Source organism: Pseudomonas sp. LF-5 (genome assembly GCF_037626295.1).
In the GTDB taxonomy this organism is placed as follows: Bacteria; Pseudomonadota; Gammaproteobacteria; order Pseudomonadales; family Pseudomonadaceae; genus Aquipseudomonas; species Aquipseudomonas monsensis.
This window is the reverse complement of record NZ_JARKMT010000001.1, coordinates 1,216,674-1,231,331: the sequence shown is the minus strand read 5'-3', so window position 1 is coordinate 1,231,331 and position 14,658 is coordinate 1,216,674. Positions and strand designations below refer to the sequence as shown.

Annotated in this window: 12 protein-coding genes; 8 read left to right on the top strand and 4 right to left on the bottom strand. The window is 61.1% G+C overall.

Features of this window, described 5'->3' with window-relative positions; genetic code table 11:
- Positions 1 to 158 precede the first annotated feature (158 nt).
- Positions 159 to 1,895 (bottom strand): IlvD/Edd family dehydratase, encoded by a 1,737-nt coding sequence (locus PseuLF5_RS05465; protein ID WP_123467999.1) that lies wholly within the window; start codon positions 1,893 to 1,895, stop codon positions 159 to 161.
- A gap of 193 nt (positions 1,896 to 2,088) precedes the next feature.
- On the opposite strand from PseuLF5_RS05465, the gene PseuLF5_RS05460 reads away from it, so the two are divergent.
- The 8 genes from PseuLF5_RS05460 (at position 2,089) to PseuLF5_RS05425 (ending at position 8,854) form a co-directional block, all read left to right on the top strand.
- Complete coding sequence (locus PseuLF5_RS05460; RefSeq protein ID WP_128613765.1) at positions 2,089 to 3,411, top strand: MFS transporter; 1,323 nt, start codon at positions 2,089 to 2,091, stop codon at positions 3,409 to 3,411.
- A 154-nt stretch (positions 3,412 to 3,565) separates the two neighbouring features.
- Positions 3,566 to 4,558 carry an AraD1 family protein gene (araD1, locus tag PseuLF5_RS05455; protein ID WP_340133116.1) on the top strand — a complete coding sequence of 331 codons (993 nt, stop codon included), beginning with the start codon at positions 3,566 to 3,568 and terminating at the stop codon, positions 4,556 to 4,558.
- A 9-nt stretch (positions 4,559 to 4,567) separates the two neighbouring features.
- The gene (locus PseuLF5_RS05450; RefSeq protein WP_340133115.1) at positions 4,568 to 6,148 is read left to right on the top strand and encodes an aldehyde dehydrogenase (NADP(+)); all 1,581 of its coding nucleotides are present in this window, start codon (positions 4,568 to 4,570) and stop codon (positions 6,146 to 6,148) included.
- Positions 6,149 to 6,314: 166 nt separating this feature from the next.
- Positions 6,315 to 6,614, top strand: coding sequence for a DUF5629 family protein (locus PseuLF5_RS05445; protein WP_123469157.1), 300 nt, complete (start codon positions 6,315 to 6,317; stop codon positions 6,612 to 6,614).
- A complete protein-coding gene (locus PseuLF5_RS05440; RefSeq protein WP_340133114.1) occupies positions 6,614 to 7,789 on the top strand; it encodes a lactonase family protein in 1,176 nt (391 codons plus the stop codon). Before PseuLF5_RS05445 ends, PseuLF5_RS05440 begins: the two co-directional genes overlap by 1 nt.
- Before the next feature lie 156 nt (positions 7,790 to 7,945).
- Positions 7,946 to 8,125, top strand: a complete 180-nt coding sequence (locus PseuLF5_RS05435; RefSeq protein WP_340133113.1) for a hypothetical protein — start codon at positions 7,946 to 7,948, stop codon at positions 8,123 to 8,125.
- Positions 8,126 to 8,387: 262 nt separating this feature from the next.
- Positions 8,388 to 8,600, top strand: a complete 213-nt coding sequence (locus tag PseuLF5_RS05430; RefSeq protein WP_123468012.1) for a hypothetical protein — start codon at positions 8,388 to 8,390, stop codon at positions 8,598 to 8,600.
- Positions 8,597 to 8,854, top strand: coding sequence for a hypothetical protein (locus PseuLF5_RS05425; RefSeq protein WP_123468014.1), 258 nt, complete (start codon positions 8,597 to 8,599; stop codon positions 8,852 to 8,854). Before PseuLF5_RS05430 ends, PseuLF5_RS05425 begins: the two co-directional genes overlap by 4 nt.
- A gap of 173 nt (positions 8,855 to 9,027) precedes the next feature.
- Here the strand turns inward: PseuLF5_RS05425 and PseuLF5_RS05420 are convergent, their stop codons facing one another.
- The 3 genes from PseuLF5_RS05420 to PseuLF5_RS05410 are packed head-to-tail and all read right to left on the bottom strand — an operon-like array spanning position 9,028 to position 14,491.
- A complete protein-coding gene (locus PseuLF5_RS05420) occupies positions 9,028 to 9,612 on the bottom strand; it encodes a glutathione S-transferase (protein WP_128613759.1) in 585 nt (194 codons plus the stop codon).
- Positions 9,609 to 13,250 carry an AAA family ATPase gene (locus PseuLF5_RS05415; protein WP_340133112.1) on the bottom strand — a complete coding sequence of 1,214 codons (3,642 nt, stop codon included), beginning with the start codon at positions 13,248 to 13,250 and terminating at the stop codon, positions 9,609 to 9,611. The genes PseuLF5_RS05420 and PseuLF5_RS05415 overlap by 4 nt, the downstream gene beginning before the upstream one ends.
- A complete protein-coding gene (locus PseuLF5_RS05410) occupies positions 13,247 to 14,491 on the bottom strand; it encodes an exonuclease SbcCD subunit D C-terminal domain-containing protein (RefSeq protein WP_340133111.1) in 1,245 nt (414 codons plus the stop codon). The genes PseuLF5_RS05415 and PseuLF5_RS05410 overlap by 4 nt, the downstream gene beginning before the upstream one ends.
- Positions 14,492 to 14,658: the final 167 nt, after the last annotated feature.

Sequence of the window (14,658 nt, the reverse complement as noted above, 5' to 3'; positions counted from 1 at the left end):
AGATGCCGCGCATCATAGCAGGCACGGCACAATCTTGAGGCGGGTAAAGAACAACTGTGGGAGCGAGCTTGCTCGCGAAAGCGATGGATCAAACAACATTACAGTTGAATGTACCGCCGTCTTCGCGAGCAAGCTCGCTCCCACAGGGATTTGTGTGATCAGTGAGAATGGCGTGGCACTTCCGCACCTCGGCAACCGACCAGGAAATCAAAGTCGCAGCCCTGATCCGCCTGCAGCACATGGTCGATGTACAGCTGACGGTAGCCGCCCACCAGCAGTTGCTGCGGTGGCTGCAGATCGGCCATGCGCGCCGCCAGTTCGGCATCCGGAATGTCCAGATGCAAACGCCCGGTGGCGCAATCGAGTTCGATCCAGTCGCCTTCCTGCACCGCCGCCAGAGGCCCGCCGGCCGCCGCTTCCGGGGCCACGTGCAAAACCACCGTGCCGTACGCCGTGCCACTCATGCGTGCATCGGAAATGCGCACCATGTCGGTCACGCCCTGCGCCAGCAGCTTGGCCGGCAAGCCCATGTTGCCGACTTCGGCCATGCCCGGATAACCCTTCGGCCCGCAGTTCTTCATCACCAGAATCGAGTTGGCATCCACGTCCAGCTCTGGATCGTTGATCCGCGCCTTATACATGTCGAAGTTCTCGAACACCACGGCGCGGCCGCGATGCTGCATCAGTTCCGGGGTGGCGGCGGACGGCTTGAGCACGGCACCGAGAGGCGCCAGGTTGCCGCGCAACACGCAGATGCCGCCGTCGGCGCGGATCGGGTTGTCAAGAAGACGGATCACTTCGTCTTCACCGTAAATCGGCGCGTCCTTGGTGTTTTCGCCCAGTGTCTTGCCATTGACGGTCAGCGCGTTCGGATTGGGAATCAGATTGGCTTCGCCGAGACGGCGCAGCACCGCCGGCAAACCACCGGCGTAATAAAACTCCTCCATCAGGAAACGCCCGGACGGTTGCAGGTCGACGATAGTCGGCGTACCGCGCCCGATACGCGTCCAGTCATCCAGATCCAGTTCGACGCCGATGCGGCCGGCGATGGCTTTCAAGTGGATCACCGCGTTGGTCGAGCCGCCGATCGCCGCGTTGACCCGAATGGCGTTTTCGAAGGCTTCCTTGGTGAGGATCTTCGACAGTTTCAAATCCTCACGAACCATCTCCACCGCGCGCATGCCGGACATGTGCGCCAACACATAACGCCGCGCATCCACCGCCGGAATCGCCGCGTTGTGCGGCAAGGACGTGCCGAGTGCTTCGGCCATGCAAGCCATGGTCGATGCCGTGCCCATGGTGTTGCAGGTGCCCGCCGAGCGTGACATGCCGCCCTCGGCCGCAAGGAAATCGTCGATGGTGATGGTGCCGGCCTTGACCTGTTCGCTCAGTTGCCAGACCACCGTGCCGGAACCGATGTCCTTGCCCTTGTGCTTGCCGTTGAGCATCGGCCCGCCAGTGACGACGATGGCCGGCACGTCGCAGCTGGCCGCGCCCATCAGCAGCGCCGGGGTGGTTTTGTCGCAACCGGTCAGCAACACCACCCCGTCAATCGGGTTACCGCGAATTGCTTCTTCAACGTCCATGCTCGCCAGGTTACGAGTGAGCATGGCGGTGGGGCGCAGGTTCGATTCGCCATTGGAGAACACCGGGAATTCCACCGGGAACCCGCCGGCCTCGATCACCCCGCGTTTGACGTGCTCCGCGATCTGGCGGAAATGCGCGTTGCACGGGGTCAGTTCCGACCAGGTGTTGCAGATGCCGATGATCGGCTTGCCGTGGAACTGGTGGTCGGCGATGCCCTGATTCTTCATCCAGCTGCGGTACATGAAGCCGTTCTTGTCGGCAGTGCCAAACCATTGGGCCGAGCGCAGGGTGGGTTTCTTATCAGACATGATCGATTCTCTTATTGTATGACTATAGTGTTCCAGCTTCGGCTTAACATAAGCGCAAAATCGGCCATTTGGAAGTGTTGTTGGGTAATTAGTAATACTATATAGTCGTTTTCGACAGAGGGATGGCCCTGGCGGTTTTCAGTGAGAGGCGTCCCCTGAGGTTCTATAAAAACAACAATCGGAGACCGACCCCATGAGCCAGGAATTGCGGCTTATTCGCCGCATCACGCTGAAACTGATTCCCTTCCTGATCCTGCTGTACCTGATTGCCTACGTGGATCGCTCCGCCGTCGGCTTCGCCAAGCTGCACATGGGCGCCGATATCGGCATTGGCGATGCGGCCTATGGCCTGGGTGCCGGGCTGTTTTTCATTGGTTACTTCCTGCTGGAAATCCCCAGTAACCTGATGCTTGAACGCTTCGGCGCACGGCGCTGGTTTGCGCGGATCATGATCACCTGGGGTGCGATCACCATCGGCATGGCCTTCGTTCAGGGCCCGCACAGTTTCTACGTCATGCGTTTTCTGCTCGGCGCGGCGGAGGCGGGCTTCTTTCCCGGTGTTCTCTACTACATCACCCAATGGTTCCCGGTGCGCCATCGCGGCAAGATCCTCGGCCTGTTCATCCTCTCCCAACCGATCGCGATGATGATCACCGGCCCGGTGTCCGGCGGCTTGCTGGGCATGGATGGCATCCTCGGGCTGCACGGCTGGCAGTGGCTATTCATCGTCATCGGTACGCCGGCGATCCTGCTGACCTGGCCGGTGCTGCGCTGGCTGCCGGACGGCCCGCAGCAGGTGCAATGGATGGATCAAAGCGAGAAAGACTGGCTGACCGGCGAGCTGAAAAAGGATTTGCAGGCATACGGCCAGACCCGTCACGGCAACCCGCTGCATGCCTTGAAAGACAAACGCGTGTTGCTGCTGGCGCTGTTTTATCTGCCGGTGACCCTGAGCATTTATGGCCTCGGTCTGTGGTTGCCGACGCTGATCAAACAGTTTGGCGGCAGCGACCTGGTGACCGGTTTCGTCTCGTCGGTGCCGTACATCTTCGGCATCGTCGGCCTGCTGATCGTGCCGCGCAGTTCTGATCGGATGAACGATCGCTACGGCCACTTGGCGGTGCTCTATGTGTTGGGTGCGATCGGCCTGTTCCTCAGTGCCTGGCTGTCGGTGCCATTGGCGCAACTGGCGGCGCTGTGCCTGGTGGCATTTGCGCTGTTTTCCTGCACGGCGGTGTTCTGGACCTTGCCGGGGCGGTTCTTCGCTGGCGCCAGTGCGGCGGCAGGGATCGCGTTGATCAATTCGGTCGGCAACCTCGGCGGCTATATCGGGCCGTTCGTGATCGGGGCGTTGAAGGAGTACACAGGCAATCTGGGTTCGGGGTTGTATTTCCTCAGCGGGGTGATGGTGTTCGGCTTGATGTTGACCGGTGTGGTTTATCGCGTGCTTGAACGCAAGCATGTGCTGCCAGCCGACCAATTTGCCGCCAGTGCACGCGGCGCCACCCGAACCTGAATGCTGGAAGCGACGCAAATCCCTTGTGGGAGCGAGCTTGCTCGCGAAGAGGCCATCACATTCAACATTGTGAGTGACTGAGACACCGCTTTCGCGAGCAAGCTCGCTCCCACAGGGGATCTGCGGTGTTTTTTAGAGGGAATAGGAGAAAATCATGCATCTGGTTCAATTCGAATTAACCCACGGCGAACGCCGCGTCGGCGTGGTCGACAACGATCTGATCCGCGAAGTGCGGGACGCCCGCAGCGTGCGCGATCTGGCGCTGGCCGCGATCGAAGCCGGCGCTACCCTTGAGCAGCATGTGCACACGCTCGGCCTCGGTGGCAGCCATGACTATGCGCAGTTACTCAAGGAACTGCGCATCCTGCCTCCGCTCGATCACCCGGACCCGGCGCACCTGCTGGTCAGCGGCACCGGCCTGACGCACCTGGGCAGCGCCTCGGCGCGGGACAAGATGCACCAGCAGGCCGGCGACGAAGCGGCGATGACCGACACCATGCGCATCTTCAAATGGGGCGTGGAGGGCGGTAAACCGCAAACAGGGCAGGCCGGCGTGCAGCCGGAATGGTTCTATAAAGGCGATGGCAGCATCGTCGTGCGTCCGGGCCAGCCATTCCCGCTGCCGCCATTTGCCGAGGACGCCGGCGAAGAACCGGAGATGGCTGGCCTCTACGTCATCGGCCACGATGGCAAGCCTTATCGCGTGGGTTTCGCGGTCGGCAACGAATTCTCCGACCACGTCATGGAACGCAAGAACTACCTGTACCTCGCGCATTCGAAATTGCGCAGCTGCAGCTACGGCCCGGAACTTCGCACGGGTGAATTGCCTCAACATCTGGCAGGCACCAGTCGCATCCTGCGCGACGGCGAAGTGCTGTGGCAGAGCGAATTTCTCAGTGGCGAGGCCAATATGTGCCACAGCCTCGCCAACCTCGAGTACCACCACTTCAAATACAGCCAGTTCCTGCGTCCGGGCGACGTGCACATTCATTTCTTCGGCACCGCGACCCTGTCGTTCGCCGATGGCATTCGCAGCCGGCCGGGCGATGTATTTGAAATCAGCCAGGCCGACTTCGGCGCTCCGCTGGTCAACGGTATCGCAGCGGTTGCAGCGGCATTTCAACCGAACAGCATCGGCACCCTTTAAGGAGATCCCATGACGCAGATTCTCGGTCACAACTACATCGGCGGTCAGCGCAGCGCGGCTGGCGACATCAAACTGCACAGCGTTGACGCCACGACCGGTGAAAACCTGCCCTACGCATTCATCCAGGCCACCGAGCAGGAAGTCGCTGCCGCCGCCCAGGCCGCTGCGGCGGCGTACCCGGCGTACCGCAGCCTTAGTGCTGAACGGCGTGCACAGTTTCTCGACGCGATCGCCGATGAACTGGATGCGCTCGGTGATGATTTCGTCGCGCTGGTCTGCCGGGAAACCGCATTGCCCGCCGGACGCATTCAAGGCGAGCGCGGACGCACCAGCGGGCAGATGCGTCTGTTCGCCAAAGTCCTGCGCCGGGGTGATTTTTACGGTGCGCGCATTGACCTGCCGTTGCCGGATCGCCAGCCATTGCCGCGTCCGGATCTGCGCCAATACCGTATTGGTCTCGGCCCGGTAGCGGTGTTTGGCGCAAGCAACTTCCCTCTGGCGTTTTCCACCGCCGGCGGCGACACCGCGGCGGCACTGGCCGCCGGTTGCCCGGTGGTATTCAAGGCCCACAGCGGCCACATGGCCACGGCTGAGCGGGTGGCCGATGCGTTGATCCGTGCCGCGGAAAAAACCGCGATGCCGGCCGGCGTATTCAACATGATCTACGGTGGCGGCGTGGGTGAGTGGCTGGTCAAGCACCCGGCGATTCAGGCGGTAGGCTTCACCGGTTCGCTCAAGGGCGGACGTGCGCTGTGCGACATGGCCGCTGCGCGTGCGCAACCGATTCCGGTGTTCGCCGAGATGTCGAGCATCAACCCGGTGATCGTCCTGCCGCAGGCACTGGCCGAACGCTCGGAAACCGTTGCCCGTGACCTGACCGCTTCGGTGGTGCAGGGCTGCGGTCAGTTCTGTACCAATCCCGGTCTGGTCATTGGTATTCGTTCGCCGCAGTTCACGGCTTTCGTGCAGCAGGTCGGCGCCTTGATCGGCGATCAACCGGCGCAAACCATGCTCAACGCCGGCACCCTCGGCAGCTACGGCAAAGGCTTGCAGAAGCTGGCCGCGCATCCCGGCATCGAGCATCTGGCGGGTAATCCGCAGCAGGGCAATCAGGCGCAACCGCAGTTGTTCAAGGCTGATGTCAGCCTGTTGATCGACGGCGACGAAGTGCTGCAGGAAGAAGTGTTCGGCCCGACCACGGTGATCGTCGAGGTTGCGGACAAAGCGCAACTCAGTGCCGCGTTGAACGGCTTGCACGGGCAACTGACGGCGACGATTATCGGCGAGCAGGCGGATTTCGAACGCTTCCCGGAACTGACGCCGTTGCTCGAGCAAAAGGTCGGGCGGATCCTGCTCAATGGTTATCCGACCGGTGTCGAGGTGTGCGATGCGATGGTGCATGGCGGCCCATACCCGGCGACGTCCGATGCCCGCGGCACCTCAGTCGGCACGCTGGCGATCGACCGTTTCCTGCGCCCGGTGTGTTTCCAGAACTACCCCGACAGCTTGCTGCCGGAGCCACTGAAAAACGCTAACCCGCTGCGCATTCAGCGCTTGGTGGATGGCAAGCCTTCGCGCGATGCGTTGTAACTGAAAGCGGATATCCCTGTGTGAGCTGGCTTGCCAGCGATGAGGACGGCACCTTCAACATTGATGTGTCTGACACATTGCTATCGCTGGCAAGCCAGCTCCCACAGGGTTCTGCGCCCACAATGAGCTATCATTGCCGGTTTTCCCCCTGAAAGACTTGATTGCCATGACTGCCCAAACCCTTCTCAACGCCCTCGAACACTGCGGTATGGTGGAAATCGACGGCCTGCATGCCTTCGAATTCGCCCTCGACGAAGACGACAACCTGCACATCGAATGCATCGACGGCCGAGCGGCCAAGCATTGGGAGTTCACGCCGGCGCAGGTTGCAGCGGCGACGTTTGACGAAGACCTGCAGAGCTGGCTGATCGTTGGCTATGCCAGCGACACCAAAACCACGGGCGAACACCGCCTGGTCTGCCTTGGCGATGTAGTCAGCAGCAGTGATGACGAGGATGACAATTAATGAACATGCGTAAATTATGGCCGTTGTTGATGGCCGGCAGCGTTGGCGCGATGGGCCTGTCCACGGCCAGCGCCGAGACCTTCCAGTTGCTGGTCGGCTCCTACACTGCCGGCAGCAGCCAGGGCATCTATCGCATGAAGTTCGACAGCACCACCGGCCAGATCGACGCCAAGCCGCTGCAAGTGGTGAAGAGCGAAAACCCGTCGTGGCTGACCCTGTCCAAAGACCAGAAACGTCTGTTCGTGGTCAACGAAAACGGCCCGGGCCAGAAAGACCCGGTTGGCCGTGTCAGCAGCTATTCGATCGACCCCAAGACTCACGCCTTGAGCCTGATCAATCAAGTGCAGAGCCTGGGCAACGAGCCGACTCATTCCAGCCTCAGCGGCGATGCCGGCCATCTGTTCGTCAGCAACTATTCGGTGGTGGAAGATCCGGGTGGAACGCTGGCGGTATTGCCGGTCGGTGCGGATGGCAAACTCAAACCGGTGGTGCAGATGAGTGCGCACCCGGCGAGCCGGGTCAATCCTGAGCGCCAGGCCTCGAACCACGTGCACTCGACGGTTTCTTCGCCGGACGGCCGCTACGTGTTCTCCAATGATCTGGGCGCGGACAAAGTCTTCATTTATCAATTCGACCCGAAGGCCAATCCGGAGCTGCCGCTGACCCCGGCGAAAACCGCTTCTGTGGCGTTGCCTGCCGGCAGCGGCCCACGTCATTTGCTGTTCAGCGCTGACGGCAAACATGCCTGGCTGACCATGGAAATGAGCGCGCAAGTCGCGGTGTTCGATTACAACGACGGTGTACTGACCCAGACGCAACTGGTCGATCTGGCCGCTGGGCAGCCAACCTCTGACAAAGCCGCTGCCGCGCTGCATGCATCGGCCGATGGCAAGTTTCTTTACGTCAGCAACCGTGGCACGGCCAATCAACTGCTGGTGTTCAGCATTGATCCGGCGAACGGCCAGCTCAAAGAGCTGCAAAAAAGTTCGGTGGAGGGCGATCACCCACGGGAGTTCAGCCTCGATCCAAGCGGCAAGTTTCTGCTGATCGCCAACCAGAAGAGCAACGACATTGTTGTTGTCGAGCGTGATGCCAAGACCGGCCTGCTCGGCAAAACCGTGCAAAAACTGCCGATGGACGCCCCGAGTGACCTGAAGTTTTTGCTGCGACAATAAGCCACAGGCCCCGGATTACGGGGCCTGTCTCTTTGTATTAATCGCGCTGATATCCGGTAATGCTACAAAGCATTTCAGGCGATCAACCCTCGAGCGTTAAGTTTGCTTCACGGCCCAACCGGGCAAGCCAGCCAAACGAATACGAGGGTTACCGCCATGAACTTCAATCTCTTCTCCGTCATCGCCGCTTCCGCCATCTCTGCCACCGTGGCCCTGCCAGCCAGCGCCAACGTTGAAATCGCCAGCAAAAAAAACCACACCCAGAGCTACACCCAGAAATACCTGCAACAGAGCGCCAACTTCTACGCCGCCCTGGATCACAAAGCCCAACACTGAAATGCCCGCTTCGAACAACGCCCAGCAGGCGCTGCCGAAGGCTGCGATCTTTGCATCTTGAATGTCAAAAGATCGCAGCCTTCGGCAGCGCCTGCACGTTTGCGTGATCGAAAAATCTTCGCTCGACAGGTTTTCTCCATCGCAGAGATAGACCGGCTAAATAATCAACCAGGTTGATGTTTACTATGGCAAACCCTGAGTGGTTGGCACGGTTTTTTTGATTGATCCTGACGGCACTGAAACATGCCCACGGAGAAACATCATGGCCAGTGCAATCATCACCTCAGCCAGGCGCGGCGCCTATATGGCCATTGGTCTTTACCTGGTCCTGGTGTTGTTCGTCAGCGTCGCTGCGCAGACTCAACACAACTTCGACGCGCCGATCCAGGTCGCACACCCCGGCATTCAGTTCGAACACCGCGCAGACAGCGTGCTGGTCGATCGGGCGGAACTCGCAGGGGTAGGCGGAGCATGAAAGGCTACAGACTTTGGGTCATCGCCGGCCTGGCACTGATGACCAATGGCGCAGCGTTACTTGGCTTCGGTCAGGGTTCGGTCGGCGCACTGGCACGGGCCATAGAGGCCAATCACACCATCGCGCACAACATCGAACGGGCAAATACCCTGGGGCTGATGGCCGGCAATCCACCGATGAAAGTCTCTGCCGATTTTCTCGGCCCCTTTGAAGTGGATTGCATGGCACTCGGCATGTGCAACGCACTCGCCTAGACAACGCGAACCACTGTGGCGAGGGGATTCATCCCCGATGGGCCGCGAAGCGGCCCCAGACCCGGCAAACCGGATTGTTCTGATACACCGAGGTTTCTGATTTCAGGGCAGCTTCGCCGCTCATCGGGGATGAATCCCCTCGCCACAAGGTGTTCGGCAGCAGGAATTCGGGGTTACTTCTTCATGATCGCCGTAAACAGCTCGGATTCGAGCAAACGCTGCAACCACGCCTGCAACCGCACATAAGGCGTCTGCGCAAACCACTCGCGATCCACATGCGCAAACTGCCGCACAAACGGCAGCAACGCCACATCCGCCAGACTCAAGTGATCGGCCAGCAAGTACTCACGATCGGTCAGCAGCTCATCCAGACGCTGCAAAAACAACGCGCCCTCAGCCCGATAAACTTCCATCGGCTGCTCGGGATAGCGTTCGGCGTACTTGTAGCGATTCAGATGCACCTTGAACACCTGATCATTAGCCTCGATCAACTCGGCAATCCGTGGATCCCCCTCCAGTAACCAGCCCTGCGGATCATGCTGTGCCAAGGCCCAGCGCATGATCTCCAGACTCTCGTCAATCACCTGCCCACCGGCATCCAGCACCGGCACCGTGCCCTTGGGCGAGATCGCCAGCATCTCGGCGGGCTTGGCCTTGAGGCTGACTTCGACGATCTCCACCGGCACTGCGCAATAACGCAGGGCCATCCGCGCACGCATCGCATAGGGGCAGCGGCGGAATGAATACAGCGTATTCATTTCACCTCCAGGGTGCTCAAACCATTGCCCTGACGCTGCACCTGAATCTGCACCGGAATCCGCTCGTGCATTTCCTGTACGTGGGAAATCACCGCCACCTTGCGGCCCTGGGCCTGCAACCCGTCGAGCGCATCCATCGCCAGTTGCAGCGACTCCGGATCGAGGCTGCCAAAGCCTTCGTCGATAAACAGCGATTCGATTTTCAGTGTGCTCGACGCCATCGACGCCAGCCCCAACGCGAGGGCCAGCGACACCAGGAACGTCTCGCCGCCGGACAACGAATGCACCGAGCGCAGTTCATCGCCCATTTCCGTGTCCATCACCAGCAGGCCGAGCATGCTGCCGCCGCGCTTGAGGCGATAGCGTTTGACCAGTTGGCGCAACTGCACGTTGGCGTGATGCACCAGCAGGTCGAGGTTGTAGGCCTGGGCGATTTTGCGGAATGTGTCACCGGTGGCGGACCCGATCAGTGCGCTGAGCCGTGCCCAACGCTGATATTCGGCGTAGGCCTCGGCGATCTGCTGCGCCAGCGCCTGATTGGCGTTTTGCCGGCGCTGATCTTCTGCCTGTTCGGCGCGCAGTTCGGCGCATTGCTGCTCACTGATGTTGAACTGGTTTTGCAGGTCGGCGAGGGCGCTGGCCAGTTGCTCGGCATCGAGATCGCCCTTGTGCTGCGCCTGATGATCGAGCAGGCGCTGGTCGCGCTCTTGCAGCAAGACCCTGGCCTGCTCGATGGCTTTTTCAGTGTGCTGCAAGCGCTGGCGCAGTTCGGCGACTTGACCGTCATCGACCCGCAGCAGATCTTCGAGGCCACCGTCATCGAGTTCCGGATGCCGGGCGCGCCAGTCGGCAATCTTTTGCGTCAGCTCACTGTCTTCGCTTTGCAGTGCTTGCAAGCGTTCTTGCTGAGCCTTGAGTTCGGCGCCGGTCTGCACGCGTTGCGTGCGCACATCCTGGAGTTCCTGAGTCGTGCTGGTCTCGGCGTTGCGCGCCTGCTCCACGGCCTGTTCCAGTTGTTGCTGCCAGTGCTCGGCGCTGCTGTGTTCGCCGAGCAGTTGCGCGAGTTGGGTCTGGCAGGCCTGTTGCTGCGCGGCCAATGTGCTGAACTGCTGCTCGGCGTTTTGCTGCTGCTGGACGCGGCTCAGTTGGCGGTCCTGTTCCTTCTCCAGCGTCTGTTGACGTTGCTGCTGTTCGGCCAGTTCTTCCTTTTGCTGCTCGACCTGCGCCAGACGCTCGGCAATCTGCTGGTCCAGCTGCATGAACGTCGCCGCCGGCTCGAGGCGCAAGGCCTCAAGCGTGTCCGCTGCAAGCAAGTTGCCGAACGCCGCGAGTTCTTCGTCGAGACGCTGACGATCGCTGCTCAACTCGCGCTGCTGATTACTCAGGTGCTGCGCCGCTTGCTGGTGCGCGGTTTCGGCCTGGCGCAATTGCTGAGTCAGACGCGCCGCGTCCTGTTGCAGGGTGAGCAGGACGCTCTGGCGCTGTTCGTCCTGGCTGATGCTCTGGTTCAACTGCTCGTTTTGCCGGGCCAGCCAGGCGTCGCGTTTGTCGGCGTCCTGGTTCAGTAACTGAGCAGCCAGCGGATGCGCCTCGAGGCTCGGCGCAAGCGCCTGTTGCTGCGCGGCCAGTTGTTCCTGCTGTTGCAGCAGTTCCTTTTGCTGAGCGATCACGCCACCGACTTCAGCGCGCAGCTCGATGAGTTTTTCCTTGAGCTGATCGACCACCTGCTGAGCGTTGGCCTGTTCGCTTTCATCATGGCGGCCGAGGCTTTGCAGCAAGGCTTCGGGCTGATGATAGGGGTGCTCGTTGCTGCCACAGACCGGGCACGGCTGGTCGTCCTGCAACTGTGCACGTAACTCTTCGACACTGGCACTGCGCGCCAGACGCTGGCGTTCGAGCAGTTCGCGGGTGACGTTCAGGGTTTGTTCGGCGACCGTCAGCTCGGCTTTGGTTTTTACCCCGTCCTGGGTCAGGCGTTCGCGTTCCTGCTGGGCGCTGAGCTGGCGTTGTTGCAGCTCGGCGCTGCGCTTGTCCAGCTCCTGCTGGCTGACCCACAACCGCGACAGGTCCTCAATCGCACGCAGTTGCTTGCGGTTGTCCTGCAGCAGCGTGCCGAGAATGCCGATCTGTTCGGCGACGGCATCGGGTTCGGCGCCGGCCTCTTTGAACAGCACTTCAAGTTGCTGTTTCTGCGTGGTCAGCTCTGCGGCGCTGCGCGTGGCGTTTTCTTCGAGGCTCGCCAGTTCCGTCTGACCTTTGTTCAAACGATTGCCGATCAACATCAACTGTTGCAGGCGATCGCGGTAGGCATTCCAGGCGTCGCTCAGCGGCGCCAGATGAGCGCTTTGCTCAAGCTCGGCGGCGATGCGTTGCAGGCGTTCGGCGACCTGGCGCTGGTTTTCCAGCAAGCCTTGAATGGCGTTGTGTCCCTCAGTGCAGGCCTGCTGCGCATTGAGCCTGGCTTCGGCGCTTTGGGCGACTTCCTTGGCCAGACGGGCGAGGGTGCTTTGCTCTTCAAAGGCCTGACGCAACAGCGGCGCGTTTTCGCTTTGTCGTTGTTGTGCTTCGCTCAGGGCGATTTTCGCCGCTTCGAGGTTGTGCTCCAGCTGCGTCTGGCGCTCAGTCAGTTCGGCGTGTTGCCGGGTGTGCGCGGCGATTTGCGCGGCCAGTGGCGTCAGTAGGGCATCGAGTTCGGTTTTGCGCGCGAACTGGTGTCGTTGTGGGCCGAGCTGCTCCAGGCGCGTCAGCTTCACCCGCTCGCCAGCCAGACTTTCCGAATGTTGTTGGGCACTGTGCAGTTGCTCGGATGCAGCTTGCTGCGCGTCTTGCAGCACCCGCAAGTCCTTGAGCCAGCTGTGCTGCTGCTCAAGTTGCTTGAGCTGCGCCTGTTGCCGTTTCAATTGCTGTTGCGCGGCGTTGAAACGCTGATCCAGTTCAGCCCGGGCTTCGGGCGCCAACGGGGTCACGCCGGTGGCCTGATCCTGCAATAGCTTGTGCGCTTCGCGGGCCTCTTTGGTCTTGTCGAAGGCGCGGCGGCCGAGGCGGGTGTACAGCGCGGTGTCGGTGAGTTTTTCCAGCAGCTCGCTGCGATCGTTGTCGTCAGCCTTGAGGAACGCGCTGAACTCGCTCTGCGCCAGCAGCACGGCGCGGGTGAACTGTTCGAAGTTCAGGCCGAGGGCAGCTTCCAGTTGAGTTTTGTATTCGCCTTTCTGGCTGGCGAGCAGTTGATCCTGGTCGATGTCGCGCAGGCTCTGCCGGCTGGCCTGCAACTTGCCGCCGGCCTTCTCGCGGGCACGGTTGGCTTCCCAGCGCGCACGGTAACGACGGCCATCGACACCGACGAAATCCACTTCTGCATAACCTTCACCGGTGCCACGTCGCAGCAAGGTGCGCGGGTCGCCAGTGGCGATTTCGCCGTCGGCATCCGGGACTTTGGCGTCACGGCCGGTGTTGTTCAGGCGCGGCACGGCACCGAACAGCGCCAGGCACAGGGCGTCGAGCAGGGTGCTTTTACCCGCGCCGGTCGGGCCGGTGATCGCGAACAAACCGGCGCTGGCCAATGGCTCAGCGGTGAAATCAATCTCGAACGGCCCGGCCAGCGAGGCGAGGTTTTTCAAGCGAATGGCGAGAATCTTCATGGCTGCTCGCCCTCCAGTTGTACGTCTTGCAGCAGTTCGGCGAAGTCCTTCAGCGTCTGCTCATCGACCTCGTTGCCGTAGTTGTCGAGCCAGGCGCGGCTGAACAATTCCTGCGGGGTGAGTTGGTCGAGTTCGATCAGCGCGGTGCCATCCTCCTCACCGTTCGCGCCACGGTTACCGGCGTACTCAGCGGCGATGCGCACCAGGCGTACGGCTTTGCCTTGCAGGGCGCTTTCGACTTGATGGCGCAGATCCGGCTGCGGCTCGTCGAGGGTTACGCGCACTTCCAGCCATGGTTGCCGCTGGGTTTCGGCGAGCAGATCGATGTTCGGCAGGTCCGCCAGTTGCAGCAGGATTTCGGCCTGCGGTGCCGGGCCAATGCGTTGCAGGTTGACCGAGCGCGGAATCAGTTTCGGCTCGACGCTGACCAGGGTTTCGCCGTCGAGGATGACGTCGAGGATCTGGTGTTGATAGCCAATCTCCGAAAACGACAACGGGATCGGCGAGCCGCTGTAGCGAATGCGTTCTTCACCGTTGACCTTCTGCGGCTTGTGCAAATGGCCGAGGGCGACATAACTGATGCTCGGCCCGAACAGGCTGGCGGGCAGGGCTTCGGCATTGCCGATGATCAGGCTGCGCTCGGAGTCTTCCGACACCGAACCGCCGGCCATGTGCGCATGGCTGATGGCGACCAGCGCCTGACCGGGTTGGCGTTTGGCGTTGGCCGCCTCGATCAGCCACTCATGTACCTGACCGATGCCACGCAAATAGTTGTCGCCCAGATGCGCGCCAGTCACCTCCGCCGGACGCAGGAACGGCAGCGCCAGGCACCACGCGGCGACTTCTCCGGTTTTATCCGGCAATGGCAGCAACAAACGATCGGCATCCAGTTGCCCGTCATCCAGCCACAACACCCGACCCAGCGCATGCGTGCGCAAACGGCGCATCAACGGCGCGGGCAGTTCGATCCGCGAGCCGGAATCGTGGTTGCCGGCAATCATCACGATGGTCAGCAACGGCTGCTGTTCGTGGGCGCTGACGATGAAATCGTAGAGGCGTTCCTGGGCTTTGACCGGCGGGTTGACCGTGTCGAAGATGTCACCGGCGATCAGCAGCACGTCCGGCTGCGCCAGTTGCAATTGACGCAGCAGCCATTCGAGGAAGCACGCATGTTCGAAATCGCGCTCCTGGCCGTGCAGGTTTTGCCCAAGGTGCCAGTCGGAAGTGTGGAACAGACGCAAGGTGGACTCCGCAACATTTAAAGAGGTGATGGCCGCGAGGAAATGAAGGGCGGCGAAAGAGGGGAGAGTTTACAGATTATTGCGGCGGGAGGGCTTGTCCGGACGGGACGTAGCCGGGCATTTCGACGAATCCCTTCATTGACGCCCAAACGGCAGCTATCTAGTAT

Coding starts and splice junctions, on each gene's coding strand:
- PseuLF5_RS05465 (WP_123467999.1), bottom strand. CDS start 1,895: ATGTCTGATAAGAAACCCACCCTGCGCTCGGCCCAATGGTTTGGCACT.
- PseuLF5_RS05460 (WP_128613765.1), top strand. CDS start 2,089: ATGAGCCAGGAATTGCGGCTTATTCGCCGCATCACGCTGAAACTGATT.
- araD1 (WP_340133116.1), top strand. CDS start 3,566: ATGCATCTGGTTCAATTCGAATTAACCCACGGCGAACGCCGCGTCGGC.
- PseuLF5_RS05450 (WP_340133115.1), top strand. CDS start 4,568: ATGACGCAGATTCTCGGTCACAACTACATCGGCGGTCAGCGCAGCGCG.
- PseuLF5_RS05445 (WP_123469157.1), top strand. CDS start 6,315: ATGACTGCCCAAACCCTTCTCAACGCCCTCGAACACTGCGGTATGGTG.
- PseuLF5_RS05440 (WP_340133114.1), top strand. CDS start 6,614: ATGAACATGCGTAAATTATGGCCGTTGTTGATGGCCGGCAGCGTTGGC.
- PseuLF5_RS05435 (WP_340133113.1), top strand. CDS start 7,946: ATGAACTTCAATCTCTTCTCCGTCATCGCCGCTTCCGCCATCTCTGCC.
- PseuLF5_RS05430 (WP_123468012.1), top strand. CDS start 8,388: ATGGCCAGTGCAATCATCACCTCAGCCAGGCGCGGCGCCTATATGGCC.
- PseuLF5_RS05425 (WP_123468014.1), top strand. CDS start 8,597: ATGAAAGGCTACAGACTTTGGGTCATCGCCGGCCTGGCACTGATGACC.
- PseuLF5_RS05420 (WP_128613759.1), bottom strand. CDS start 9,612: ATGAATACGCTGTATTCATTCCGCCGCTGCCCCTATGCGATGCGTGCG.
- PseuLF5_RS05415 (WP_340133112.1), bottom strand. CDS start 13,250: ATGAAGATTCTCGCCATTCGCTTGAAAAACCTCGCCTCGCTGGCCGGG.